The following is a 21,966-nucleotide window of genomic DNA, read 5'->3' as shown; positions in this document are numbered from 1 at the left end:
GGGTTATCTGTGTAGTGCGGCACGGATCAGTACTTCAGGGTGTCCATGTCGTCCACGTTGATCGTATCCAGGTTGCGGAACAGCACGACCAGGATTGCCAGACCGATTGCCGACTCGGCGGCGGCCACCGTAAGGATGAAGAAAACGAAAACCTGCCCAGCCAGGTCGCCCAGGTAATGCGAGAAGGCGACGAAGTTGATGTTCACCGCAAGCAGCATCAGTTCGATCGCCATCAGCAGCACGATCACGTTCTTGCGGTTCAGGAAGATGCCGACGATGCTGATCGCAAACAGGATCGCACCGAGCACGAGGAAATGAGCGAGAGAGAGCACAGCGATTTCTCCGGGCTTTAGTTCTTATTGGCGGCAGCCGCGGCTTCCGTCTGCTGGGTCTGGCCTTCGGACTGCATCGGCACCAGGCGCACGCGGTCGTCGCGGCGGGTGCGCAGCTGCGCCGACACGTCCTGGGCCTTGACGTCCTTGCGGCGGCGCAGGGTCAGCGCCACGGCGGCGATGATCGCCACCAGCAGGATGATGCCGGCCACTTCGAAGGCGTAGATGTAGTCGGTGTAGATCAGCCTGCCGAGCGCGGCGGTGTTCGAGTAGCCCGGCTCCTGCGAGCCGCTGGCCACCACCGGCGCGGTGGTGCCGATGAAGTTGCGCACCAGCACGATCGCCATCTCGGCAATGATCAGTGCGCCGACGATCGAGGCCATCGGCACGTAGGTCCAGAAGTCGCGGCGCAGGTGCTCGATGTCGATATCGATCATCATCACCACGAACAGGAACAGCACCATCACCGCGCCGACATAGACCAGCACCAGCAGGATGGCGAGGAATTCCGCCTGCAGCAGCATCCAGATCGCCGCGGCCGTGAAGAACGACAGCACGAGGAACAGTGCGGAGTGCACCGGGTTCTTCGCAGTGATGACTTTCAGTGCGGAGAGCACCAGCACCAGCGCAAAGACGTAGAAGATGGTGGTCGTGAGTTCCATGGTCCCTATCGGATCCTCTCTGGGCCGTCCGGCACAAGCCAACCCCTCGGGTGGCCCGCTCCTGCGGCATCCTTGCATTGGCCCCTGCATTGCGGGGGCCGCATTCAAATTCGGTGGCGGCGGCTACCAGGTCTGCTGCTTGCGGCAGCCGCCAACCGGCGGTACTTCAGTGGCCGAGACTTCCGGCCGGCATCGCGGCTTAGCGGTACTTCGCGTCGGCCGCCTTGGCCGCGGCGATCTGCGGCTCGTAGCGGTCGCCCACTGCCAGCAGCATGTCCTTGGTGAAGTACAGGTCGCCGCGCTTCTCGCCGTGGTACTCCAGGATCTGCGTTTCCACGATGGCGTCGACCGGGCAGGCCTCTTCGCAGAAGCCGCAGAAGATGCACTTGGTCAGGTCGATGTCATAGCGGGTGGTGCGGCGCGTGCCGTCGGCGCGCGCGTCGGACTCGATCGTGATGGCCAGCGCCGGGCACACCGCCTCGCACAGCTTGCAGGCGATGCAGCGCTCTTCCCCGTTGGGGTAGCGGCGCAGCGCGTGCAGCCCGCGGAAACGCGGCGAGATCGGCGTCTTCTCTTCCGGGAACTGGACCGTGATCTTGCGCGCGAAGAGATAGCGGCCGGTCAGGGCCATGCCCTTGAAGAGTTCCTTCAGGAGCAGGCTGTTGAAGAAGTCCTTGATGGCGAGCAGCATGATGCTTCCTAGTATTTCCACACGGTGCGCGCCCTGCCGTGCTGCGGCAGGCGCACCGTCGTTTGGCCGTTCAGTGCCAGATGTTCCACGGCGACTTGATCCAGATCGCCACGATGATCAGCCAGGCCACGGTCAGGGGAATGAACACCTTCCAGCCCAGGCGCATGATCTGGTCATAGCGGTAGCGCGGGAACGAGGCACGAATCCAGATGAACACGGACAGCAGCAGGAAAACCTTGATCAGCAGCCAGAAGAAGCCCGGGACCGCGTTGGTCACCACGCTCTCGAACGGAGGCGCCCAGCCGCCCAGGAACATCAGCGCGGTCATCGTCGAGATGACGATCATGTTGATGTACTCGGCCAGGAAGAACAGCGCGAAGCCCATGCCCGAATATTCGATCATGTGACCGGCAACGATTTCCGATTCGCCTTCGACCACGTCGAACGGGTGGCGGTTGGTTTCGGCCACGCCCGAGATGAAGTACACGCCGAACATCGGCAGCAGCGGCAGCCAGTTCCACGACAGGATGTTGAGGCCCATATCGGCGAAGTAGCCGGTGTTCTGGCTGTTGACGATGGCCGACAGGTTCAGGCTGCCGGCAACCATCAGCACCGTCACCAGGGCAAAGCCCATGGCGATTTCATACGACACCATCTGCGCCGCGGCGCGCATCGCGCCGATGAACGCATACTTGGAGTTCGAGGCCCAGCCCGCCAGGATCACGCCATACACGCCGACCGAGCTGATCGCCATCACGTACAGCAGGCCGGCGTTGACGTCGGCCATCACCACTTCGGCCTGGAACGGAATCACGGCCCAGATCGCCACGGCGGGCATCAGCACCATCAGCGGGGCAATCAGGTACATGCCCCGGCTGACCTGCGTGGGCATCATGACTTCCTTGAGCAGCAGCTTCAGCACGTCGGCGATCGGCTGCAGCAGGCCCAGCGGGCCGACGCGGTTCGGGCCGATACGGACGTGCATCCAGCCGATCAGCTTGCGCTCCCACAGGATCAGGTAAGCCACGCACAGCAGCAGCGGCACCACGATGATCACGGCGCGGATCAGGATCCACAGCGGCGTCCAGTAGGCGCCCAGCAGACCGTGTCCTTGCGAGGTAATCCAGTCAATCATGTCTTGTTCTCGCTCTTGTTCTTACGCCGTGGCCACGGTGCCGGTGGCCGGCGCCAGGTCAATGGCCTTCTCTACGGTGACCGTGCCGAACATCGCGCCCAGGCTCATCGCCGCCGGCGTCGCCGCCGGCACGCGCACGGTGTTGGCCGGCAGCGTGGCTTCGAGCACGGCCGGCAGCACCACGCTGCCCTGCCCTTGCGTGACCCGCACCGGATCGCCCGACTGGATGCCCAGGCGGGCGAACAGGTCGGCCGGCAGCGCGATCTGCATGGCGCGGCGCGCGGCGGCGCTCAGCTGCAGCGACTCGGCGCGACGCACGATCGGGTCGGCGTGGTAGATCGGCACGTCGGCGATGCGCTCGATGCCGTTGGCGGCAGCGGCGGCAACGCGGATCGGCGCGTCGGTGGCGTTGTCCAGCTGGGCCTCGACCGGGGCCGACAGAACTTCGGCGCGCACCGACTCGGCGGTCTCGTAGTCGAAGCCCGCCACGTCGAGCAGGTTACCCAGCACGCGCAGCACCTTCCAGCCCGGACGCGAGTCGCCCAGCGCGCGCACCACGCCGTTGAAGCTCTGCGGCTTGCCTTCGCAGTTGACGAAGGTGCCGGCGGTTTCCGTGAACGGCGTCACCGGCAGGATCACGTCGGCGTACTGCATGGCCGCTTCCGAGCGGAACGGCGACAGCACCACCACCGTGCCGGCCTGGGCCAGCGCGGCCAGCGCCTTGCGCGGGTCGGCGGCGTCGAACTCGGGTTCGGTGTTCAGCAGGATGTAGGCCTTGCGCGGCGTGTCCAGCATCGCCTGCGCATTGGCACCGCCCTGCTTCGGCAGCGCGCCGGCGACGTAGCCGCCGACGGTGTTGGCGGCTTCGGTCAGGAAGCCCAGCGTGGCGCCGGTTTCGGTAGCGATCCACTGCGCCAGCGCGTGCAGCGCCGAGAACTGCGGATGACGCACGGCCTCGTTGCCGAGGAACACGGCGCGGCGCTCGCCCGACAGCAACGCGTCGGCGGCCTTGGCGGCGGCATCGCCACCATCGAAGCCTTCGGTGCCGGCCGGCGCGGCCACGCCCTTGGCGGCGGCCACGGCACGGGCCACGCCCGCCAGCGCGGCGGTCCAGCCCGACGGGGCCACGTCGATGCGGGTGGCCGGCATCAGCAGGTCTTCACCGCCGGCGCCCAGCACGGTCACGCGGGCGCCCTTCTTGGTCGCCTGGCGCAGGCGCGAGGCCAGCAGCGGATGGTCCTTGCGCAGCGACGAGCCGATCACCAGCACGCGTTGCAGCGTGGTCACGTCGGCCACCGGCAGGCCCAGCCACGGCGCGCCCTTCAGCGCGGCCGAGAAATCGGTCTGGCGCAGGCGGAAATCGACATTGTCGCTGCCCAGGCCGCGCATCAGCTTGCCCAGCAGGAACAGCTCTTCCAGCGTGCTGTGCGGGCTGGCGAGCGCGGCGATCTGGTCGGCGCCATGTTCGCGCTTGATGCCGGCGAGGCCGTTGGCGACGTATTCGAGCGCGGTCTGCCAGTCGGTTTCCATCCATTCGCCGCCCTGCTTCAGCAGCGGACGGGTCAGGCGGTCGGCGCTGTTCAGGCCTTCATACGAGAAGCGGTCCTTGTCGGAGATCCAGCACTCGTTGATGTCTTTGTTTTCCAGCGGCAGCACGCGCATCACGCGCTGGTTCTTGGTCTGCACCACCAGGTTCGCGCCCAGGCCGTCATGCGGCGACACCGACTTGCGGCGGGCCAGCTCCCAGGTACGGGCCGAGTAGCGGAACGGCTTGCTGGTCAGCGCGCCGACCGGGCACAGGTCGATCATGTTGCCCGACAGTTCCGAATCGACGGTCTTGCCGACGAAGGTCGTGATCTCGGAATGCTCGCCGCGGTTGAGCATGCCCAGCTCCATCACGCCGGCCACTTCCTGGCCGAAGCGCACGCAGCGGGTGCAGTGGATGCAGCGGGTCATTTCCTCCATGGAGATCAGCGGGCCCACGTTCTTGTGGAACACCACGCGCTTCTCTTCCTTGTAGCGCGACTCCGAGGCACCATAGCCCACGGCCAGGTCCTGCAGCTGGCACTCGCCGCCCTGATCGCAGATCGGGCAATCCAGCGGGTGGTTGATCAGCAGGAACTCCATCACGGACTTCTGCGCCTTGACTGCCTTCTCCGAATTGGTGAAGACCTTCATGCCGGGGGTCACCGGCGTGGCGCAGGCAGGCAGCGCCTTCGGGGCCTTTTCGACCTCGACCAGGCACATGCGGCAGTTGGCCGCGATAGACAGTTTGCGGTGGTAGCAGAAGTGCGGGATGTAGGTGCCCAGCTTGCGGGCGGCTTCCATCACCAGGCTGCCCTCAGCAACCTCAACCTTCTTGCCGTCGATCTCTAGTTCAACCATGTTCTGCCACGCTTAGATGTAGGCCGGAACCATGCACTGCTTGTGTTCGACGTGATATTCGAACTCTTTCCAGTAGTGCTTGAGCATGCCGCGGACCGGCATCGCCGCGGCATCGCCGAGCGCGCAGATGGTGCGGCCCATGATGTTTTCCGCGACGTTGTTGAGCAGGTCCAGGTCTTCCTGGCGCCCCTCTCCGTGTTCGATGCGATTGACCATGCGGTAGAGCCAGCCGGTGCCTTCGCGGCACGGCGTGCACTGGCCGCACGATTCCTCAAAATAGAAGTACGACAGGCGCAGCAGCGAGCGGACCATGCAGCGCGTCTCGTCCATCACGATCACCGCGCCCGAGCCCAGCATCGAGCCGGCCTTGGCGATCGAGTCGTAGTCCATGTCGGACGCCATCATCAGGTCGCCCGGCACCACCGGCGCCGACGAGCCACCCGGGATCACCGCCTTGATGCGCTTGCCGCCGCGCATGCCGCCGGCCAGTTCCAGCAGCTTGGCGAACGGCGTGCCCAGCGGGATCTCGTAGTTGCCGGGACGCTCGACGTCGCCCGAGATCGAGAAGATCTTGGTGCCGCCGTTGTTCGGCTTGCCCATCTTCAGGTAGTTCTCGGGCCCGACCGCCAGCAGGAACGGCACCGCGGCGAAGGTCTCGGTGTTGTTGATGGTGGTCGGCTTGCCGTACAGGCCGAAGCTGGCCGGGAACGGCGGCTTGAAGCGCGGCTGGCCCTTCTTGCCTTCCAGCGACTCGAGCAGCGCGGTTTCCTCGCCGCAGATGTAGGCGCCGTAGCCGTGGTGCGCGTGCAGCTGGAAATCAAAGCCCGAACCCAGGATGTTGTCACCCAGGAAGCCGGCAGCACGCGCCTCTTCGAGGGCTTCCTCGAAGATCTTGTATTCGTTCCAGATCTCGCCGTGGATGTAGTTGTAGCCCACGGTGATGCCCATCGCGTACGCGCCGATGGCCATGCCCTCGATCAGCGCATGCGGGTTGTAGCGGATGATGTCGCGGTCCTTGAACGTGCCGGGCTCGCCTTCATCGGTGTTGCAGACCAGGTATTTCTGACCCGGGAAGGTGCGCGGCATGAAGCTCCACTTCAGGCCGGTCGGGAAGCCCGCGCCGCCGCGGCCACGCAGGCCCGAGGCCTTGACGTCGGCGATCACCTGCTCGGGCGGGATCTTCTCGGTCAGGATGCGCTTCAGTTGCTGGTAGCCGCCACGCTTGACGTAGTCTTCCAGGTGCCAGTTGTTGCCGTCCAGGCCGGCCAGGATCAGCGGCTGGATATGGCGGTCGTGCAGACAGGTCATGTTACTTGCCCCCCTTGGCGGCCTCGGCCCTGAGCTCGTCGACCAGGGCGTCGAGCTTGTCGTCGCTCATCCAGCTGCACATGCGGGTGTTGTTGACGATCATCACCGGCGCATCGCCGCAGGCGCCCATGCACTCGCCTTCCTTCAGCGTGAAGCAGCCATCCGCGGTGGTCTCGTTGTAGTCGATGCCGAGCTTGCGCTTCAGGTAATCGCCAGCCCGCTCGCCGCCCGACAGCGCGCACGGCAGGTTGGTGCAGACCGTGAGCTTGTACTTGCCCACCGGCTTGGTGTCGTACATGTTGTAGAAGGTCGCCACCTCTTCCACCCACACGGGCGGCATCTCGAGGTAGTTGGCGACGAACTGCATGACTTCGGGGGAAACCCAGCCCACCTCGCCCTGCGCCACGGCAAGCGCCGCCATCACGGCCGACTGCTTCTGGTCGGCCGGATACTTCGCGATCGCGCGATCGATTTCCTTGAGAGCTTCTGCTGATAGCATGGTCATTGCAGTAAAACGGCGGAGCCAGCGCACTGGTGCAAGCTTCCGCAGGTTTGCAGCCGTCGCTGCCGTTCCGCCGGCGGGCCTTAGGCCGTGCCGGTCCGCCGCGGGTCTTCCGGGCAGCTCCGCCCGGCGGAGCCCTCGGAAAGCGCCCGGATCGTCGTCCGGGCCGGCGGTCCGTGATTAGCGGTCGATCTCGCCGAAGACGATGTCTTGCGTGCCGATGATCGTTACCGCGTCAGCAATCATGTGTCCCTTGGCCATTTCGTCGAGCGCGGCCAGGTGCGGGAAGCCAGGCGCACGGATCTTCAGGCGGTACGGCTTGTTCGCGCCGTCCGAGATCGCGTAGATGCCGAACTCGCCCTTCGGGTGCTCCACCGCTGCGTACGCTTCGCCTTCGGGCACGTGCATGCCTTCGGTGAAGAGCTTGAAGTGGTGGATCAGTTCTTCCATGTTGGACTTCATCTCGACGCGCGAGGGCGGCGCCACCTTGTGGTTCTCGGTGATCACCGGGCCCGGGTTGCGGCGCAGCCATTCCACGCACTGCCGGATGATCCGGTTGGACTGGCGCATCTCTTCCACGCGCACCAGGTAGCGCGCGTAGCAGTCGCCGCCCACGCCCACCGGCACGTCGAAGTCCAGCTTGTCGTAGACCTCGTACGGCTGCTTCTTGCGCAGGTCCCATGCAATGCCCGAGCCGCGTAGCATCGGGCCGGTAAAGCCCATCTGCAGCGCGCGTTCCGGGCTGACCACGCCGATGTCCACCAGGCGTTGCTTCCAGATCCGGTTGTCGGTCAGCAGCGTCTCGTACTCGTCGACGTACTTCGGGAACCGGTTGGTGAAGTCCTCGATGAAATCCAGCAGCGAGCCCGAACGCGCCTCGTTCATGGCCTTGATGGCGCGCTCGTTGTGTACCTTGGACGCGCGATATTGCGGCATCGTGTCAGGCAGGTCGCGGTACACGCCGCCCGGGCGGTAGTAGGCCGCGTGCATGCGCGCGCCCGACACCGCCTCGTACATGTCGAACATGTCCTCGCGTTCGCGGAAGGCGTACAGGAACACCGCCATCGCGCCCACGTCGAGCGCATGCGAGCCGATCCACATCAGGTGGTTCAGCAGGCGGGTGATCTCGTCGAACATCACGCGGATGTACTGCGCGCGCACCGGCACCTCGAGGCCCAGCAGCCGCTCGATCGCCATCACGTAGGCGTGCTCGTTGACCATCATCGACACGTAGTCGAGGCGGTCCATGTACGGCACGCTCTGGATCCAGGTCTTCTGCTCGGCCAGCTTCTCGGTGGCACGGTGCAGCAGGCCGATATGCGGGTCGGCGCGCTGGATCACTTCGCCGTCCAGCTCCAGCACCAGGCGCAGCACGCCGTGCGCGGCCGGGTGCTGCGGGCCGAAGTTCAGGGTGTAATTCTTGATATCTGCCATGACGCGTTCTCAGTACTCCACACCGCCGTACTTGTCCTCGCGGATCACGCGCGGCGTGAGTTCGCGCGGCTCGATCGTGACCGGCTGGTAGATGACCCGCTTCTGTTCGGGGTCGTAGCGCATCTCGACAAAGCCGGAAACCGGGAAGTCCTTGCGGAACGGATGGCCGACGAAACCGTAGTCGGTCAGGATGCGGCGCAGGTCGGGATGGCCGTCGAACACGATGCCGTAGAAATCGAAGGCTTCGCGCTCGAACCAGTTGACCCCGTTCCACACGTTGATCAGCGACGGCAGCACCGGGAAATCGTCCTGCGGCGCAAACGCGCGCAGGCGCAGGCGCCAGTTGTGCGTAATGGACAGCAGTTGCGAGACCGCGGCAAAGCGCAGGCCGTCCCAGGCGCCATCGCCGTATTCGGAATAATCGACGCCGCACAGGTCGATCAGCTGCTCGAAGCGCAGCGACGGATCGTCGCGCAGGATCTGCGCCACTTCCAGGTAGTCGTCGGCCTTGACGATCAGCGTCAGTTCGCCGGTCGCCTCGACCAGTTTCTGCACGCGCTTGCCGAGAGCTTTCTCGAGCGCGGCCTTGAGGGTATCGAGCTTCGCCATTTCAGCCCTTGCGCGCGATGGTGTTGGTACGCTTGATCTTGTTCTGCAGCTGGATCACGCCGTAGATCAGCGCCTCGGCCGTCGGCGGGCAGCCCGGCACGTAGATATCCACCGGCACGATGCGGTCGCAGCCACGCACCACCGAATACGAATAGTGGTAGTAGCCACCGCCGTTGGCGCACGAGCCCATCGAGATCACCCAGCGCGGTTCCGCCATCTGGTCGTAGACCTTGCGCAGCGCGGGGGCCATCTTGTTGCACAGCGTGCCGGCCACGATCATCACGTCGGACTGGCGCGGCGACGGGCGGAAGATCACGCCGAAGCGGTCCATGTCGTAGCGCGCGGCGCCGGCATGCATCATTTCCACGGCACAGCAGGCCAGGCCGAAGGTCATCGGCCACAGCGACCCGGTGCGGGTCCAGTTGATCAGCTTGTCAGCGGTAGTCGTGACAAAGCCTTCATTGAGAACGCCTTCGATTGCCATTTCACATCACTCCCAATCGAGCGCGCCCTTTTTCCAGATGTAGACGAAGCCCACGATGAATTCCAGCAGAAACACGCCCATGGCGATGAAACCCGGCCAGCCGATATCCTTCAGGGCAACACCCCACGGAAACAGGAAGGCGGTTTCGAGATCGAACAGGATAAACAGGATGGCGATGAGGTAGTAGCGCACGTCGAACTTCATGCGCGCGTCCTCGAACGCTTCGAAGCCGCACTCGTACGGCGACAGCTTCGCGGGATCGGGCTTGTTCGGACCGAGGATCCGACCGATCGACATCAGCGCCACGCCAAGCACGACACCGAAAATGATGAAGATGAGAACGGGGAAGTAGGCTTCGAGATTCAAGGTACGGCCAGCCTTATCTGGAATGTTGTCAACAGCACCAGCTGAAGCGGCGTCCTGTTGCCCACCCCAGGCGCTAAGCCACGAGAATCATGGCGCGCCGCCTTGCGGACTGCCGGAGCCCCATGCGCGGGTGCATTGCCCGGCCAGGGACTCCGATCAAGTTGTTTGGTGCCGACGGCGAGACTCGAACTCGCACAGCTTTCGCCACTACCCCCTCAAGATAGCGTGTCTACCAATTTCACCACGTCGGCTGGGGGAGAAACAATATTGCCTGGCGCCGGGTTTTCAGGCCCTTCAGGTCCGTTGCAGAGGCTTTCGTCTTTGCTCGGAACCCCTCGCTGGGGAATCGTTTCAAGCCTTGCATTCTAACCCAAATTTCTTGCTTTGTTCAACGCACAACTGCAAAAAAACTCAGGAATCCGCCGCAAGGCAATCGGATTATTTCGGTACGGCGGGGGCTGCCGGCGCCGACGCATCCGCGGCTGCGGCAGGCGTCGAAGCACCGGCCACGGCGGGCGCCGATGCCGGCGCGGCGCCCATCACGCCCAGCGACGCGGCGGGCTTGTAATTGCCCAGCAGCGTCAGCGCTAGCGTGCAGACAAAGAACAGCGTGGCCAGCACGGCGGTGGTGCGCGACAGGAAGTTTGCCGAGCCGGTAGCGCCGAACAGGCTGCCCGAGGCGCCCGAGCCGAAGGCCGCGCCCACATCGGCGCCCTTGCCATGCTGGATCAGCACCAGGCCAATTACGCCCAGCGCCGACAACACCTGCAGCACCACCAACAAAGTCTTGAAGATTGCCATTTGATTTAAATAAGCCTTACTGGCTGGTTACTTGCCTGATCGGTCGATCGGGACGGCCGGCATTCAGGCGTTGCCGATCGCGAGAAAATCTTCCGACTTCAGCGAGGCGCCGCCAATCAGGCCCCCGTCGATATCGGTCATCGAAAACAGTTCGGCCGCATTGTCGGGCTTGACGCTGCCGCCATACAAAATCGCCATGCGTTCGGCCACGCCGGCATCGCGCGCGGCCACCTGGCCACGCAGGAAGGCATGCACCGCCTGAGCCTGCGCGCTGGTGGCGGTCTTGCCGGTACCGATCGCCCAGACCGGCTCATAGGCCAGCACCACGCGACCCAGCTGCTCCACGGTCAGCGCGTCCAGCACCGCCTGCAGCTGCCTGCCGACCACGGCTTCGGTCTCGCCCGCCTCGCGCTGGGCCAGCGTCTCGCCCACGCAAACCACCGGGACGATGCCGAACTCGAGCGCACGCAGTGCCTTGGCCGCAACGGTCTGGTCGGTTTCGCCATGGTAAGTGCGGCGCTCGGAGTGGCCGACCAGTGCATAGGTGCAGCCAAACTCGCCCAGCATCGACGCAGCCACTTCACCGGTGAAGGCCCCGCGCGCTTCCGCTGAGACGTCTTGTGCACCCCAGGCCACTTTGGAGCCCTGCAGCAGCGCCTGGCATTGTGCAAGATAGGGGAACGGCGCGCAGACCGCCAGCGTCGCGCCGGTCACACCAGCGCCAGCCTGGATGCCTTCCAGCAGCGCCGCGTTGGCAGCAAGGCTGCCGTGCATCTTCCAATTGCCGATGACGAGCTTTTGTCTCACGAGGTGCCCCTCCCAAATCAAACCCGCTATTGTAGCGTGTGGCAGGGGCAAGGCGCTACCGCCGCCCGCTGGCGGCGGGCCGCTTACCAGGTCAGCACGATCTTGCCAATATGCTCGCTGGACTCCATCAGCCGGTGTGCCTCGGCCGCCTGCGCGGCCGGGAACACCTGGTGGATCACCGGCTTGATCTTGCCGGCGGCCAGCAGCGGCCACACCTGTTCGTGCAGCGCCGCGGCAATCTTGCCCTTGAACGACGCCGGGCGCGGACGCAGCGTGGAGCCGGTCACCGTAATGCGCCGGCGCAGGATGTCGCCTAGCGGAATCTCGGCCTTGGCGCCGCCCAGCAGCGCGATGATGACAATGCGGCCATCGTCGGCAATGCATTTGAGTTCGCGCGCCAGGTACGGGCCGGCCACCATGTCGAGGATCACGTCGACGCCCTTGCCGCCGGTCAGCGCGGCAACCTCGGCGACGAAGTCCTGGGTCTTGTAGTTGATGGCGCGATCGGCGCCGAGGTCTTCGCAGGCCTTGCACTTGTCATCGGTGCCGGCGGTGACGAACACCTTGTAGCCGAGCGCCTTGGCGATCTGGATCGCGGTGGTGCCAATGCCGCTGGAGCCACCCTGGATCAGCAGGGTCTCGTCCTTGCCGCGCGGACCCTGGCCCAGGTAGCCGCGGTCGAACACATTGCTCCACACGGTGAAGAACGTCTCCGGCAGCGCCGCGGCCTCGATATCGCTCAGGCCTTGCGGCGCGGGCAGGACCTGCGCCAGCGGCGCGGTGCACAGCTGCGCGTAGCCGCCGCCCTGCACCAGCGCGCAGACACGGTCGCCCACCTTGAGGCTAAAGCGGTTGTCGGCATGGCCGAGGTCGCCGCCCACCACGACACCGGCCACTTCCAGGCCGGGCAGGTCCGAAGCGCCCGCCGGCACCGGGTAGTTGCCGGTGCGCTGGAATACGTCCGGACGGTTGACGCCGGCGGCAGCCACGCGGATCAGGACTTCGCCTGCGCCCGGCACCGGGTCGGGACGCTCGGTCAGCTGGAGGACTTCGGGGGCGCCGTATTCGCGGATCTCGATGGCTTGCATGCTTGCTGCTCCTTGTCTTCTGTCTGGGTCGGTGTGAGCCTGCGCTCGATTGGGTTGCCCGGCAGTGTAAACAAAAAAACGGCTGGACATGGTCCAGCCGTTTTGCGGTGGCGCCCCCAACCGGAGGCGCCGGCGGGCAGAACTGCCCGTGGTGTTACTGCTGTTCCGAACTACCGGCCGGTGCTGCCGGCGCGGCGCTCTCGCCAGCGTTGATCGGGCTGATGCTGCCGCCCTCTTCCGCCAGCGCGGCCTTCAGCGACAGGCGCAGGCGGCCCTTCTCGTCGGCCTGGATCAGCTTGACGCGGACCTGCTGGCCTTCCTTCAGCCAGTCCTTGATGTCCTTGACACGCTCGTTGACGATTTCCGAGATGTGCAGCAGGCCGTCCTTGCCCGGCAGGATGTTGACGATGGCGCCGAAGTCCAGCAGCTTCAGCACGGTGCCGGCGTAGATCTTGCCCACTTCGGCTTCCGCGGTGATGCCCTCGATGCGGCGCTTGGCTTCTGCCATGCCATCGGTCGAGGTCGACGCGATGGTGATGGTGCCGTCTTCCTGGATGTCGATGGTGGTGCCGGTTTCCTTGGTCAGCGCCTGGATGGTCGAGCCGCCCTTGCCGATCACTTCGCGGATCTTGTCCGGATGGATCTTCATGGTGATCATGCGCGGCGCGTGCGCCGACAGTTCGGTGCGGGCGTGGCCCATCGCTTCCTGCATGTTCGCCAGGATATGCAGACGGCCTTCCTTGGCCTGCGCCAGCGCCACCTGCATGATTTCCTTGGTGATGCCCTGGACCTTGATGTCCATCTGCAGGGCGGTGATGCCGTTGTCGGTGCCGGCTACCTTGAAATCCATGTCGCCGAGGTGGTCTTCGTCGCCCAGGATGTCGGTCAGCACCGCAAACTTGTTGCCTTCCAGGATCAGGCCCATGGCCACGCCGGCCACGTGCGCCTTCACCGGAACGCCGGCGTCCATCAGCGCCAGGCAGCCGCCGCAGACCGAAGCCATCGACGACGAGCCGTTGGACTCGGTGATTTCCGAAACCAGGCGGATGGTGTAGGCGAATTCATCGTCCTTCGGCAGCACCGGGATCAGTGCGCGCTTGGCCAGGCGGCCGTGGCCGATTTCGCGGCGCTTGGGGCTGCCCACGCGGCCGGTTTCACCGGTGGCGAACGGGGGCATGTTGTAGTGGAGCATGAAGCGGTCGCGGTATTCGCCGGCCAGCGCGTCGATGATCTGCTCGTCGCTCTTGGTGCCCAGCGTGGCCACCACCAGCGCCTGCGTCTCGCCACGGGTGAACAGTGCCGAGCCGTGCGCGCGCGGCAGCACCGACGAGCGGATCTCGATCGGGCGCACCGTGCGGGTGTCGCGGCCGTCGATACGCGGCTCGCCTGCCAGCACCTGGCCACGCACGATCTTGGCTTCCAGGTCGAACATGATGTTGCCGACTTCCACCTTGTCGGCTTCCACGCCGGCTTCGGCCAGCGCGGCCGCCACCTTGGCCGACACTTCCTTCAGCTTCTGGCTGCGCGCCGACTTCTGGCGCAGCTGGTAGGCTTCCTGCAGCAGCGGCAGCGCGACTTCAGTGACCTTGGCGATCAGCGGCTCGTTCTTGGCGGCCGGGGCCCAGTCCCACTCCGGCTTGCCGCCTTCGCGCACCAGTTCATGGATGGCGTTGATGGCGATCTGCATCTGCTCGTGGCCATAGACCACGGCGCCCAGCATCACGTCCTCGGACAGCTGGTTGGCCTCCGATTCCACCATCAGCACGGCGCGCTCGGTGCCGGCGACGATCAGGTCCAGGTCCGACGTGGCGAGCTGCGGGCGGGTCGGGTTGAGCAGGTACTGGCCATCCTTGTAGCCGACGCGCGCGGCGCCCACCGGGCCACTGAACGGGATGCCCGACACGGCCAGCGCGGCCGATGCGCCGATCAGCGCGGGGATGTCGGCGGGCACTTCCGGGTTCAGCGACACCACGTGCACCACCACCTGCACTTCGTTGTAGAAGCCTTCCGGGAACAGCGGGCGCAGCGGACGGTCGATCAGGCGCGAGGTCAGGGTCTCGTTTTCCGACGGACGGCCTTCACGCTTGAAGAAGCCGCCGGGGATCTTGCCGGCGGCGTAGGTCTTCTCGATGTAGTCGACGGTCAGCGGGAAGAAGTCCTGGCCCGGCTTCGGGTTCTTGGCGGCGACCACGGTCGCCAGCACCACGGTGTCTTCCACATCGACCAGCACGGCACCGCCGGCCTGGCGGGCGATTTCGCCGGTTTCCATGCGGACCGTGTGCTGGCCCCACTGGAATTCCTTGACGACCTTGTTGAACATGGACATGTGCATTCCTTGACTTGCGTGCTGGCCGCGCAATTCACGCAATGACACGTGCGCGGCCAACGACGCCTGCGTTCTCAGCCGCAGGCAAACTGCCGGGTTGCCGGTCGCGGTCGCAGGGAAGTGCTATGCCATTCCAGCGCGGCACCGGCGTTGCCGATGCCGCGCTGGAATGACACAAAGCCCTGTTTCCTTGCCCGATCCGGGGTGTTTGAAAAAGAACAACTTACTCCGTTGCGAAGCTTGCCGCAACGGGCGCCCGGGCCATCGCAATGGCCGGGCAGCATGAAGCGAAAATCACTCCATGGTCGGCCCGCACCGCCGGGAGAGGCGGTTCGCGCCCCGCCAGAAATGCAAAATGCCTGCCCAGCAATGCTGAAGCAGGCATCGAGGCCTCACGCGAAACCGTGCAAACGCTGGAATCGCGCTGCCATCGGACGCAACCTTACTTGCGCAGGCCCAGCTTTTCGATCAGGGCGCGGTAACGGTCGGCATCGTTGGACTTGAGGTAGTCCAGCAGGCGGCGACGGCGGCTCACCATGCGCAGCAGGCCGCGGCGGCTGTGGTGGTCCTTCATGTTGGCCTTGAAGTGCGGGGTCAGTTCGTTGATGCGGGTGGTCAGCAGGGCCACTTGCACTTCGGGGCTGCCAGTGTCGTTGGCGCCACGTGCGAACTGCTTGATGACTTCGGACTTGTTGATATCGGCGACTGCCATGATGATTTCCTTTCACTTGCGAACGCCACAGCGCGGGATGCGCCGCATGCGTCGTGCCATCTGATGACTGGCTACTGCCGTCACCCGGCCGATGGCCAGATCACGACAGCGGCGGATTATAGCCGAAAAGCCGCGACAGGAGTACCCGGGCGCCGCACCGCTCAGGGACGCTCCATGCGGCAGGTGGTGGGCAGCGTGGTCTGCGCTGCCTTGAGCTTGCGCACGGTGCGGAAGCCATAGCCGGAGCCCTCGTTGTCGAAGCGCACGGCCCCGCCCTGGCGCTCCATCACCGACACGTACAGCGGCTGCAGCACCTGGTGGTCGTCGGCGCGCACGGTGGCCTCATGGAAGTCGTTGACGTAGCGCATGTTCTCCAGCGCGCACGCCACCTTCACTGCGTCGGTGGATCCAGCCTGCGTGATCGCGCGCGCCAGCATCTCGACCATCATCTGCATGCGCAGGTGGACGTAGTCGTCCTTTGGTTCCGGATAGCGCGCCCGGAACTCCTGATAGAACGCATCGGAAGCCGTCCCGCCCACGTTCGGATGCCACTCTGCCACCGCCAGCACGCGCCCCACGCCGGCATCGCCCATCGCCGCCGGCGCGCCCAGGCCGTTGCCGTAGAAGGTATAGAACTTGGCCTGCAGCCCGCCCTCGCGCGCGGCCTTGACCATCAGTGTCAGGTCATTGCCCCAGTTGCCGGTGATGACCGCGTCGGCGCCGCTGGCCTTGATCTTGGCAATGTAGGGCGCAAAATCCTTGATCTTGCCGATGGGGTGGAACTCGTCGCCAACGATCTGGATGTCGGGACGGCGCGCGCCCAGCATCTCGCGCGCCGAGCGCGCCACCTGGTGGCCGAAGCTGTAGTCCTGGTCGATCAGGTAGACCTTGCGCACGCCCTGGTCGTGGCGGATCACCTCGGTCAGCGCCTGCATGCGCATGTCGGCGCTGGCGTCGAAGCGAAAGTGCCAGAAGCTGCAGTTCTCGTTGGTCAGGCTCGGATCGACCGCCGAATAGTTCAGGAACAGCACGCGCGCATCGGGCTGGCGCGTGTTATGGCGGTTGATCGCCGACACCAGCGCACCGGCCACCGCCGAGCTGTTGCCTTGCAGGACGAACGGAATGCGCTTGTCGGTCAGGGCGCGCAGCTGGATCAGGCTTTCGTCGACATTGCCCTTGCTGTCGAAAGTGACCAGTTCCAGCGGGCGCGTCCCCTCGGCGGTCTTGACGCCGCCGCGCGCATTGATGCGCTCGATCGCCAGGCGCAGGTTGCGCACCACCGCTTCGCCGGCATTGGCGAAGGGACCGGACAGGCCGTCGATCATGCCCAGCCGGATCGGCTCCTGCGCCGATGCGCCCGCCGCTGCCGCCAGCAATAACCCGCCCAGCCATCCCCGCCACCGCGCCCCAACCGTCATTCGTCTCTCCTGGAAAGCGCAGGATAGTACGGCAGCGTCCCGTTACGGGCAAATGCGCCCTCCGCGGGTCCTTCGGCTCCATTCCATGCAGATCCGGACGCGTTATCGCGCGATCCGCACAAAAGCTGCGCCCGGCGCACACAACACCGGTGCCGCACTACACTTGCGATATACGGAACCACTGCACCTACCGAGGTTTTGCCATGAATTCCCTCATCGCCAGGGCCACCCGCCGCCTGGGGCTGGCGCTATGCGTCGCCATGCTTGCCGCCTGCTCCACGCTGATGCCGGTGCAGGAAGGTAGCAGGCTGGTGGGCCAGCCGCAGGCGGCAGTGCAAGCCATGTTCGGGCCGCCCACCGATGTGTTCCAGCTGCGCGACGGCACCTCGCGCTGGATTTACTCGAAGCAGCCCATGGGCCAGTATGCCTATGGCGCGGATTTCGACCGCAACGGCAACCTGACCGCGTTCCGCAACATGCTGGCAACACCCGAGCTGTACCAGGCGCAAGTCAACACCTGGACCAAGCGCGACGTGGCCGAGCATTTCGGCATGACGCGGCTGCCGGTCAGCTACTACCCGCGCATGCGCAACGAGGTCTGGTCCTACCGCTTCCGCCACGAAGACGTGTGGCCGTCGCTGTTCCACTTCTATTTCGACGACGCCGGCGTGCTGCGCCGGACCCAGATCACGCCCGACCCGCTCTACGATCCCGACGAGCGGCGTTTTTTCTGACGCGCCGCCCTTGAGGCCATGAAAAAGCCCGCCATCCCCGGGTCGGGAATGGCGGGCCTGGTCCGTACGTTCGGGCCGGATAGGCCTTCCGCCGTCTGCGCAGAGGCCTGGGTCAGATCTGCGGATTGATCTTCTGCACGGCCTTGTCGTGCAGCTTGTTCAGCGCGGCCAGGTAGGCCTTGGCCGACGCGGCGACAATATCCGGGTCAGTGCCGACGCCGTTGACGATGCGGCCGGCCTTGGTCAGGCGCACCGTGACTTCACCCTGCGCCTCGGTGCCCCCGGTGATGGCGTTGACCGAATACAGCACCATTTCGGCACCGCTGGCCACGCGCGACTCGATCGCATGCAGGGTGGCGTCGACCGGGCCATTGCCCTCGCCTTCGCCGCTCTGCTCCTGGCCGTCCATGCTGAACACCACGCGCGCGTGCGGACGCTCGCCGGTTTCCGAGCGCTGCGACAGCGAGATAAAGCGGAAGTGCTCGTTGGCGTCGTGCTGGGCCTCGTTCGAGACGATGGCGACGATGTCCTCGTCGAAGATCTCGGCCTTCTGGTCGGCCAGTTCCTTGAAGCGGGTGAAGGCGGCGTTGACTTCGGCTTCGCTCTCGAGCTCGATGCCGAGTTCCTGCAGGCGCTGCTTGAAAGCATTGCGGCCCGACAGCTTGCCCAGCACGATCTTGTTGGCGGTCCAGCCCACGTCTTCCGCGCGCATGATCTCGTAGGTGTCGCGCGCCTTGAGCACGCCATCCTGGTGGATGCCCGAGGCATGCGCAAAGGCATTGGCGCCAACCACGGCCTTGTTCGGCTGCACCGCGAAACCGGTGATCTGCGACACCAGCTTCGACGCCGGCACGATCTGCGTGGTGTCGATGCCGAGGTCCAGGTTGAAGTAGTCGCGGCGGGTCTTCACCGCCATCACGACTTCTTCAAGGCTGGTGTTGCCGGCGCGCTCGCCGAGGCCGTTGATGGTGCATTCGATCTGGCGCGCACCGGCCATCTTGACCGCGGCCAGCGAGTTGGCCACCGCCATGCCCAGGTCGTTATGGCAGTGCACCGACCAGACCGCCTTGTCCGAGTTGGGGATGCGCTCGCGCACCGAGCGGATCAGCTCGGCATAGCCTTCCGGCACGGCATAGCCGACGGTATCGGGCAGGTTGATGGTGGTCGCGCCCTCGGCGATCACGCCTTCGAGCACGCGGCACAGGAAGTCCATGTCGGAGCGGCTGCCGTCTTCCGGCGAGAACTCGATATCGTCGGTGAACTGGCGCGCGAAGCGCACCGCCAGGCGCGCCTGCTGGTACACCTCGTCCGGCGTCATGCGCAGCTTCTTCTCCATGTGCAGCGCGGAGGTGGCGATGAAGGTGTGGATGCGGAACGAGTTGGCCGGCTTGAGCGCCTCGGCGGCGCGGGCAATGTCCTTGTCGTTGGCGCGCGCCAGCGAGCAGATGGTGGAGTCCTTGACCACCTGCGCGATCGAGCGGATCGCCTCGAAATCGCCATTGGAGCTCGCCGCGAAACCGGCCTCAATCACATCGACCTTCAGGCGTTCCAGCTGGCGCGCGATGCGGATCTTTTCCTCGCGGGTCATCGAGGCGCCGGGCGACTGCTCGCCGTCACGCAAGGTGGTGTCGAAAATGATGAGTTTGTCAGACATGGTGTGGAGCTCCTGATTGCTTGTCGTGTGCTGTCCCCGGCATGCTGCGTCCGGGGCTTTACCGCCTGTTCCGCGCTCCACGGCTGTGGAATGCAAAACGCCCCGGCGTGCATGGTGCAGGCCGGGGCGTTGGAAAAATTCCTTGCGGATTTCGCGCTAAGGGGTAAGTCCGTCCTTAGCGCGCGCGCGTCCCGACCTGATGGCCTAGTAGGCCACCTAGGGTGGTGCGGGCGATTAGGACTTGGCGCGAAATCATGGCTGCGACTATAGCTGACTTGGCGGGCGCGTGCAACACGGGGTTTTGCCGCACGCGCCGCCAGCCGTTGCCTCAGCCCTTGGGCGGGATGCGCAGCTTCTGGCCCGGATAGATCTTGTCCGGGTGGCTCAGCATGGGCTTGTTGGCCTCGAAGATCTTGTTGTAGTCGGCGCCGTTGCCGTAAGCCGCCTGCGCGATTGCCCACAGCGTGTCGCCCTTGACCACGGTGTGCCAGCCGGATTCCGCGGACTCGACATTGACCGACATCTTGTCCTCGACCTTGTCCACACCCTCGACATTGCCGGCGCACAGGATGATCTTCTCGCGCGTGGCCTGGTCGGGCGCCACGCCGAATACGGTGACCAGACCCTGCGAGCCGTCGACCTGCACCATCAGCCCGGTGGCGTCCAGCCCCATCTTCTTGATATACGCCTCGATCGCATCGCCCGCGGCGCGATTGGCGGCATCGACCTTCTCCGCCGATGCATCCGCGGCGGCGGCCGCCTGCGCGGCCTTGGCCTCGCCGGTACCGAACAGCTTTTCTCCCGCTTCCTTGATGAAGTCGAACATGCCCATGACATCCTCCTGACGGTGGGTGGAAAACACTGCAGAGTGCCACAGCCCGATGGCCGCGGCATGAAAACAATGGTGAACGCCGCAATGCATGAAGGGCGCCTGAGCGCCCTTCTGCCACCTATTCGCGCGGCTTCTTTTCGATCGCCGGCTTGCCGTGGATGGCCCGCCAGCCCCACAGCACATAGCCGGAAATGGCGTAGGCCACGAACAGCCCGAACAGCGCCACCGGCGGATCGGTCGAGACCACCACAAACAGCACCAGGACCAGCACCATCATGCCGAACGGCACGCGGTAGCGCACGTCGAGCGCCTTGCCGCTGTAGAACGGCGCGTTGGACACCATCGACAGTCCCGCGTACAGCGTGATGCCGAACGCCACCCACGGCATCCACAGCTCCTTGACCGGCAGCTTGTTGTCGATCACCAGCCAGACGAAGCCGGCCACCAGCGCCGCCGCGGCCGGACTCGGCAGGCCCTGGAAGAAGCGCTTGTCGACGACGCCGATATTGGCGTTGAAGCGCGCAAGCCGCAATGCCGCACAGGTGCAATAGACAAAGGCTGCGATCCAGCCCCACTTGCCCAGGTCATGCAGGATCCATTCGTACATCACCAAAGCCGGCGCCACGCCGAATGAAGTCATGTCCGACAGCGAGTCATATTGCTCGCCGAACGCGCTTTGCGTGTTGGTGATGCGCGCCACGCGCCCGTCCATGCCATCCAGCACCATCGCCGCGAAGATGGCGATGGCCGCGGCATCGAAGCGCATGTTCATCGCCTGCACGATGGCGAAGAAGCCGGCAAACAGCGCCGCGGTGGTGAAGGCATTAGGCAGCAGGTAGATGCCGCGCCGGCGCGGGCGCTGGTAGACGATGTCCTGGTCGTCGGCGGCTTCGTCGTCGAAGTCGTCGTCGGCGCCGCGCAACTGGTTGTGGCGGAACGGCCGCAAGTGGGTCACGTTGCCGCTGTTGCTGCGCTTGTTACGTCGATGGAAGGCAACCATCACAGTCCTCCGGTCAGGCCGCCGCTCACAGCACGTCGAGTTCGGCGAGGACCGTCGACGAGGCCGACACCTTCTCGCCGATGGTCACGCGCGGGCGCGCGTCGAGCGGCAGGTACACGTCGACACGCGAGCCGAAGCGGATAAAGCCGTAGCGCTGGCCGCGCGAAAGGTTGTCGCCGGCCTTGGTGTAGCACAGGATGCGGCGGGCCACCAGGCCTGCCACCTGCACCAGCGTGACCAACTGGCCGTCGGCCGCGCGCCGGATCAGCACCGCGTTGCGCTCGTTCTCGGTCGATGCCTTGTCCAGGTCGGCATTGACAAACTTGCCGGGAAAGTACTCGACCTTCTCCACCGCGCCGTCGACCGAGACGCGGTTCGAGTGCACGTTGAAGACGTTCATGAAGACGCTGATCTTCAGCGCCTCGCGATTGGCGTACGGGTCCATCGTCTTCTCGACCACGACGATGCGGCCGTCGGCCGGGGCCAGCACGGCATTGGGCTGCGACGGGATCGGACGCGGCGGATCGCGGAAGAACTGCAGCACGAATATCGTGATGATCCACAGCGGCAGCGCCCACCAGAAGCCCGCGCTGGCATGCACCAGCAGCGAAATGACAAAGGCGCCGGCCAGGAACGGCCAGCCTTCACGGGCGATCAGCGGATGAGGATAGTTCATGCAGTACGTG

General features: G+C 65.2%; 22 protein-coding genes and 1 tRNA gene. 1 reads left to right on the top strand and 22 read right to left on the bottom strand.

From position 1 onward, the window contains the following. Nucleotides 1-26: 26 nt before the first annotated feature. The 18 genes from nuoK to E5S69_RS26985 all read right to left on the bottom strand — a co-directional run bounded on the left by nuoK (nucleotide 27) and on the right by E5S69_RS26985 (nucleotide 17,060). Nucleotides 27-332, bottom strand: a complete 306-nt coding sequence (nuoK, locus tag E5S69_RS27070) for an NADH-quinone oxidoreductase subunit NuoK (protein ID WP_029044763.1) — start codon at nucleotides 330-332, stop codon at nucleotides 27-29. A 17-nt stretch (nucleotides 333-349) separates the two neighbouring features. Continuing rightward, complete coding sequence (locus E5S69_RS27065; RefSeq protein ID WP_171517536.1) at nucleotides 350-994, bottom strand: NADH-quinone oxidoreductase subunit J; 645 nt, start codon at nucleotides 992-994, stop codon at nucleotides 350-352. 199 nt (nucleotides 995-1,193) lie between these two features. Further along, nucleotides 1,194-1,685 carry an NADH-quinone oxidoreductase subunit NuoI gene (gene nuoI / locus E5S69_RS27060; RefSeq protein WP_010809124.1) on the bottom strand — a complete coding sequence of 164 codons (492 nt, stop codon included), beginning with the start codon at nucleotides 1,683-1,685 and terminating at the stop codon, nucleotides 1,194-1,196. 70 nt (nucleotides 1,686-1,755) lie between these two features. Beyond that, nucleotides 1,756-2,820, bottom strand: coding sequence for an NADH-quinone oxidoreductase subunit NuoH (nuoH, locus tag E5S69_RS27055; protein WP_171517535.1), 1,065 nt, complete (start codon nucleotides 2,818-2,820; stop codon nucleotides 1,756-1,758). Nucleotides 2,821-2,841: 21 nt separating this feature from the next. Continuing rightward, nucleotides 2,842-5,205 carry an NADH-quinone oxidoreductase subunit NuoG gene (gene nuoG, locus E5S69_RS27050; RefSeq protein WP_171517534.1) on the bottom strand — a complete coding sequence of 788 codons (2,364 nt, stop codon included), beginning with the start codon at nucleotides 5,203-5,205 and terminating at the stop codon, nucleotides 2,842-2,844. A gap of 12 nt (nucleotides 5,206-5,217) precedes the next feature. Then, a complete protein-coding gene (gene nuoF, locus E5S69_RS27045) occupies nucleotides 5,218-6,513 on the bottom strand; it encodes an NADH-quinone oxidoreductase subunit NuoF (protein ID WP_171517533.1) in 1,296 nt (431 codons plus the stop codon). Between the two features lies 1 nt (nucleotide 6,514). After that, the gene (nuoE, locus tag E5S69_RS27040; protein WP_171517532.1) at nucleotides 6,515-7,012 is read right to left on the bottom strand and encodes an NADH-quinone oxidoreductase subunit NuoE; all 498 of its coding nucleotides are present in this window, start codon (nucleotides 7,010-7,012) and stop codon (nucleotides 6,515-6,517) included. 183 nt (nucleotides 7,013-7,195) lie between these two features. After that, nucleotides 7,196-8,449: an NADH-quinone oxidoreductase subunit D gene (locus E5S69_RS27035; protein WP_171517531.1), complete on the bottom strand. Its 1,254-nt coding sequence runs from the start codon at nucleotides 8,447-8,449 to the stop codon at nucleotides 7,196-7,198. Nucleotides 8,450-8,458: 9 nt separating this feature from the next. Next, the gene (locus E5S69_RS27030) at nucleotides 8,459-9,058 is read right to left on the bottom strand and encodes an NADH-quinone oxidoreductase subunit C (protein ID WP_171517530.1); all 600 of its coding nucleotides are present in this window, start codon (nucleotides 9,056-9,058) and stop codon (nucleotides 8,459-8,461) included. Nucleotide 9,059: 1 nt separating this feature from the next. Continuing rightward, nucleotides 9,060-9,542 (bottom strand): NuoB/complex I 20 kDa subunit family protein, encoded by a 483-nt coding sequence (locus E5S69_RS27025; protein WP_008643342.1) that lies wholly within the window; start codon nucleotides 9,540-9,542, stop codon nucleotides 9,060-9,062. A 6-nt stretch (nucleotides 9,543-9,548) separates the two neighbouring features. Continuing rightward, nucleotides 9,549-9,908, bottom strand: coding sequence for an NADH-quinone oxidoreductase subunit A (locus E5S69_RS27020; RefSeq protein ID WP_012352330.1), 360 nt, complete (start codon nucleotides 9,906-9,908; stop codon nucleotides 9,549-9,551). A 166-nt stretch (nucleotides 9,909-10,074) separates the two neighbouring features. After that, a tRNA-Leu gene (locus E5S69_RS27015) sits at nucleotides 10,075-10,159 on the bottom strand. Nucleotides 10,160-10,346: 187 nt separating this feature from the next. Then, a complete protein-coding gene (gene secG / locus E5S69_RS27010; protein ID WP_171517529.1) occupies nucleotides 10,347-10,709 on the bottom strand; it encodes a preprotein translocase subunit SecG in 363 nt (120 codons plus the stop codon). Nucleotides 10,710-10,772: 63 nt separating this feature from the next. After that, nucleotides 10,773-11,516: a triose-phosphate isomerase gene (tpiA, locus tag E5S69_RS27005; protein ID WP_171517528.1), complete on the bottom strand. Its 744-nt coding sequence runs from the start codon at nucleotides 11,514-11,516 to the stop codon at nucleotides 10,773-10,775. Nucleotides 11,517-11,599: 83 nt separating this feature from the next. Further along, nucleotides 11,600-12,604, bottom strand: coding sequence for an NAD(P)H-quinone oxidoreductase (locus E5S69_RS27000; protein ID WP_171517527.1), 1,005 nt, complete (start codon nucleotides 12,602-12,604; stop codon nucleotides 11,600-11,602). Nucleotides 12,605-12,758: 154 nt separating this feature from the next. Continuing rightward, entirely contained in the window at nucleotides 12,759-14,930 is a 2,172-nt protein-coding gene (gene pnp, locus E5S69_RS26995; RefSeq protein WP_171517526.1) for a polyribonucleotide nucleotidyltransferase, read from the bottom strand. A gap of 442 nt (nucleotides 14,931-15,372) precedes the next feature. Continuing rightward, nucleotides 15,373-15,642 (bottom strand): 30S ribosomal protein S15, encoded by a 270-nt coding sequence (rpsO, locus tag E5S69_RS26990; RefSeq protein WP_010809136.1) that lies wholly within the window; start codon nucleotides 15,640-15,642, stop codon nucleotides 15,373-15,375. A 161-nt stretch (nucleotides 15,643-15,803) separates the two neighbouring features. Next, nucleotides 15,804-17,060, bottom strand: coding sequence for a branched-chain amino acid ABC transporter substrate-binding protein (locus E5S69_RS26985; RefSeq protein WP_171517525.1), 1,257 nt, complete (start codon nucleotides 17,058-17,060; stop codon nucleotides 15,804-15,806). 203 nt (nucleotides 17,061-17,263) lie between these two features. Between E5S69_RS26985 and E5S69_RS26980 the strand changes: the two genes are divergently transcribed. Continuing rightward, on the top strand, nucleotides 17,264-17,794 hold the full coding sequence (locus E5S69_RS26980) for a hypothetical protein (RefSeq protein WP_171517524.1): 531 nt from the start codon (nucleotides 17,264-17,266) through the stop codon (nucleotides 17,792-17,794). Nucleotides 17,795-17,906: 112 nt separating this feature from the next. Here the strand turns inward: E5S69_RS26980 and E5S69_RS26975 are convergent, their stop codons facing one another. From E5S69_RS26975 to E5S69_RS26960, 4 genes are all read right to left on the bottom strand, one after another. Then, complete coding sequence (locus E5S69_RS26975; protein WP_171517523.1) at nucleotides 17,907-19,448, bottom strand: 2-isopropylmalate synthase; 1,542 nt, start codon at nucleotides 19,446-19,448, stop codon at nucleotides 17,907-17,909. A gap of 328 nt (nucleotides 19,449-19,776) precedes the next feature. Further along, nucleotides 19,777-20,280 carry a peptidoglycan-binding protein LysM gene (lysM, locus tag E5S69_RS26970; protein WP_171517522.1) on the bottom strand — a complete coding sequence of 168 codons (504 nt, stop codon included), beginning with the start codon at nucleotides 20,278-20,280 and terminating at the stop codon, nucleotides 19,777-19,779. A gap of 118 nt (nucleotides 20,281-20,398) precedes the next feature. Then, the gene (pssA, locus tag E5S69_RS26965) at nucleotides 20,399-21,280 is read right to left on the bottom strand and encodes a CDP-diacylglycerol--serine O-phosphatidyltransferase (RefSeq protein WP_171517521.1); all 882 of its coding nucleotides are present in this window, start codon (nucleotides 21,278-21,280) and stop codon (nucleotides 20,399-20,401) included. Nucleotides 21,281-21,305: 25 nt separating this feature from the next. Continuing rightward, nucleotides 21,306-21,956: a phosphatidylserine decarboxylase gene (locus tag E5S69_RS26960; RefSeq protein ID WP_171517520.1), complete on the bottom strand. Its 651-nt coding sequence runs from the start codon at nucleotides 21,954-21,956 to the stop codon at nucleotides 21,306-21,308. Between the last annotated feature and the right edge of the window lie 10 nt (nucleotides 21,957-21,966).

Origin of the sequence: Cupriavidus necator, from assembly GCF_013141915.1 — a bacterium.
In the GTDB taxonomy this organism is placed as follows: Bacteria; Pseudomonadota; Gammaproteobacteria; order Burkholderiales; family Burkholderiaceae; genus Cupriavidus; species Cupriavidus necator_B.
Note: the sequence above shows the minus strand (reverse complement) of the source record. Positions and strands in the feature narration are given on the sequence as shown.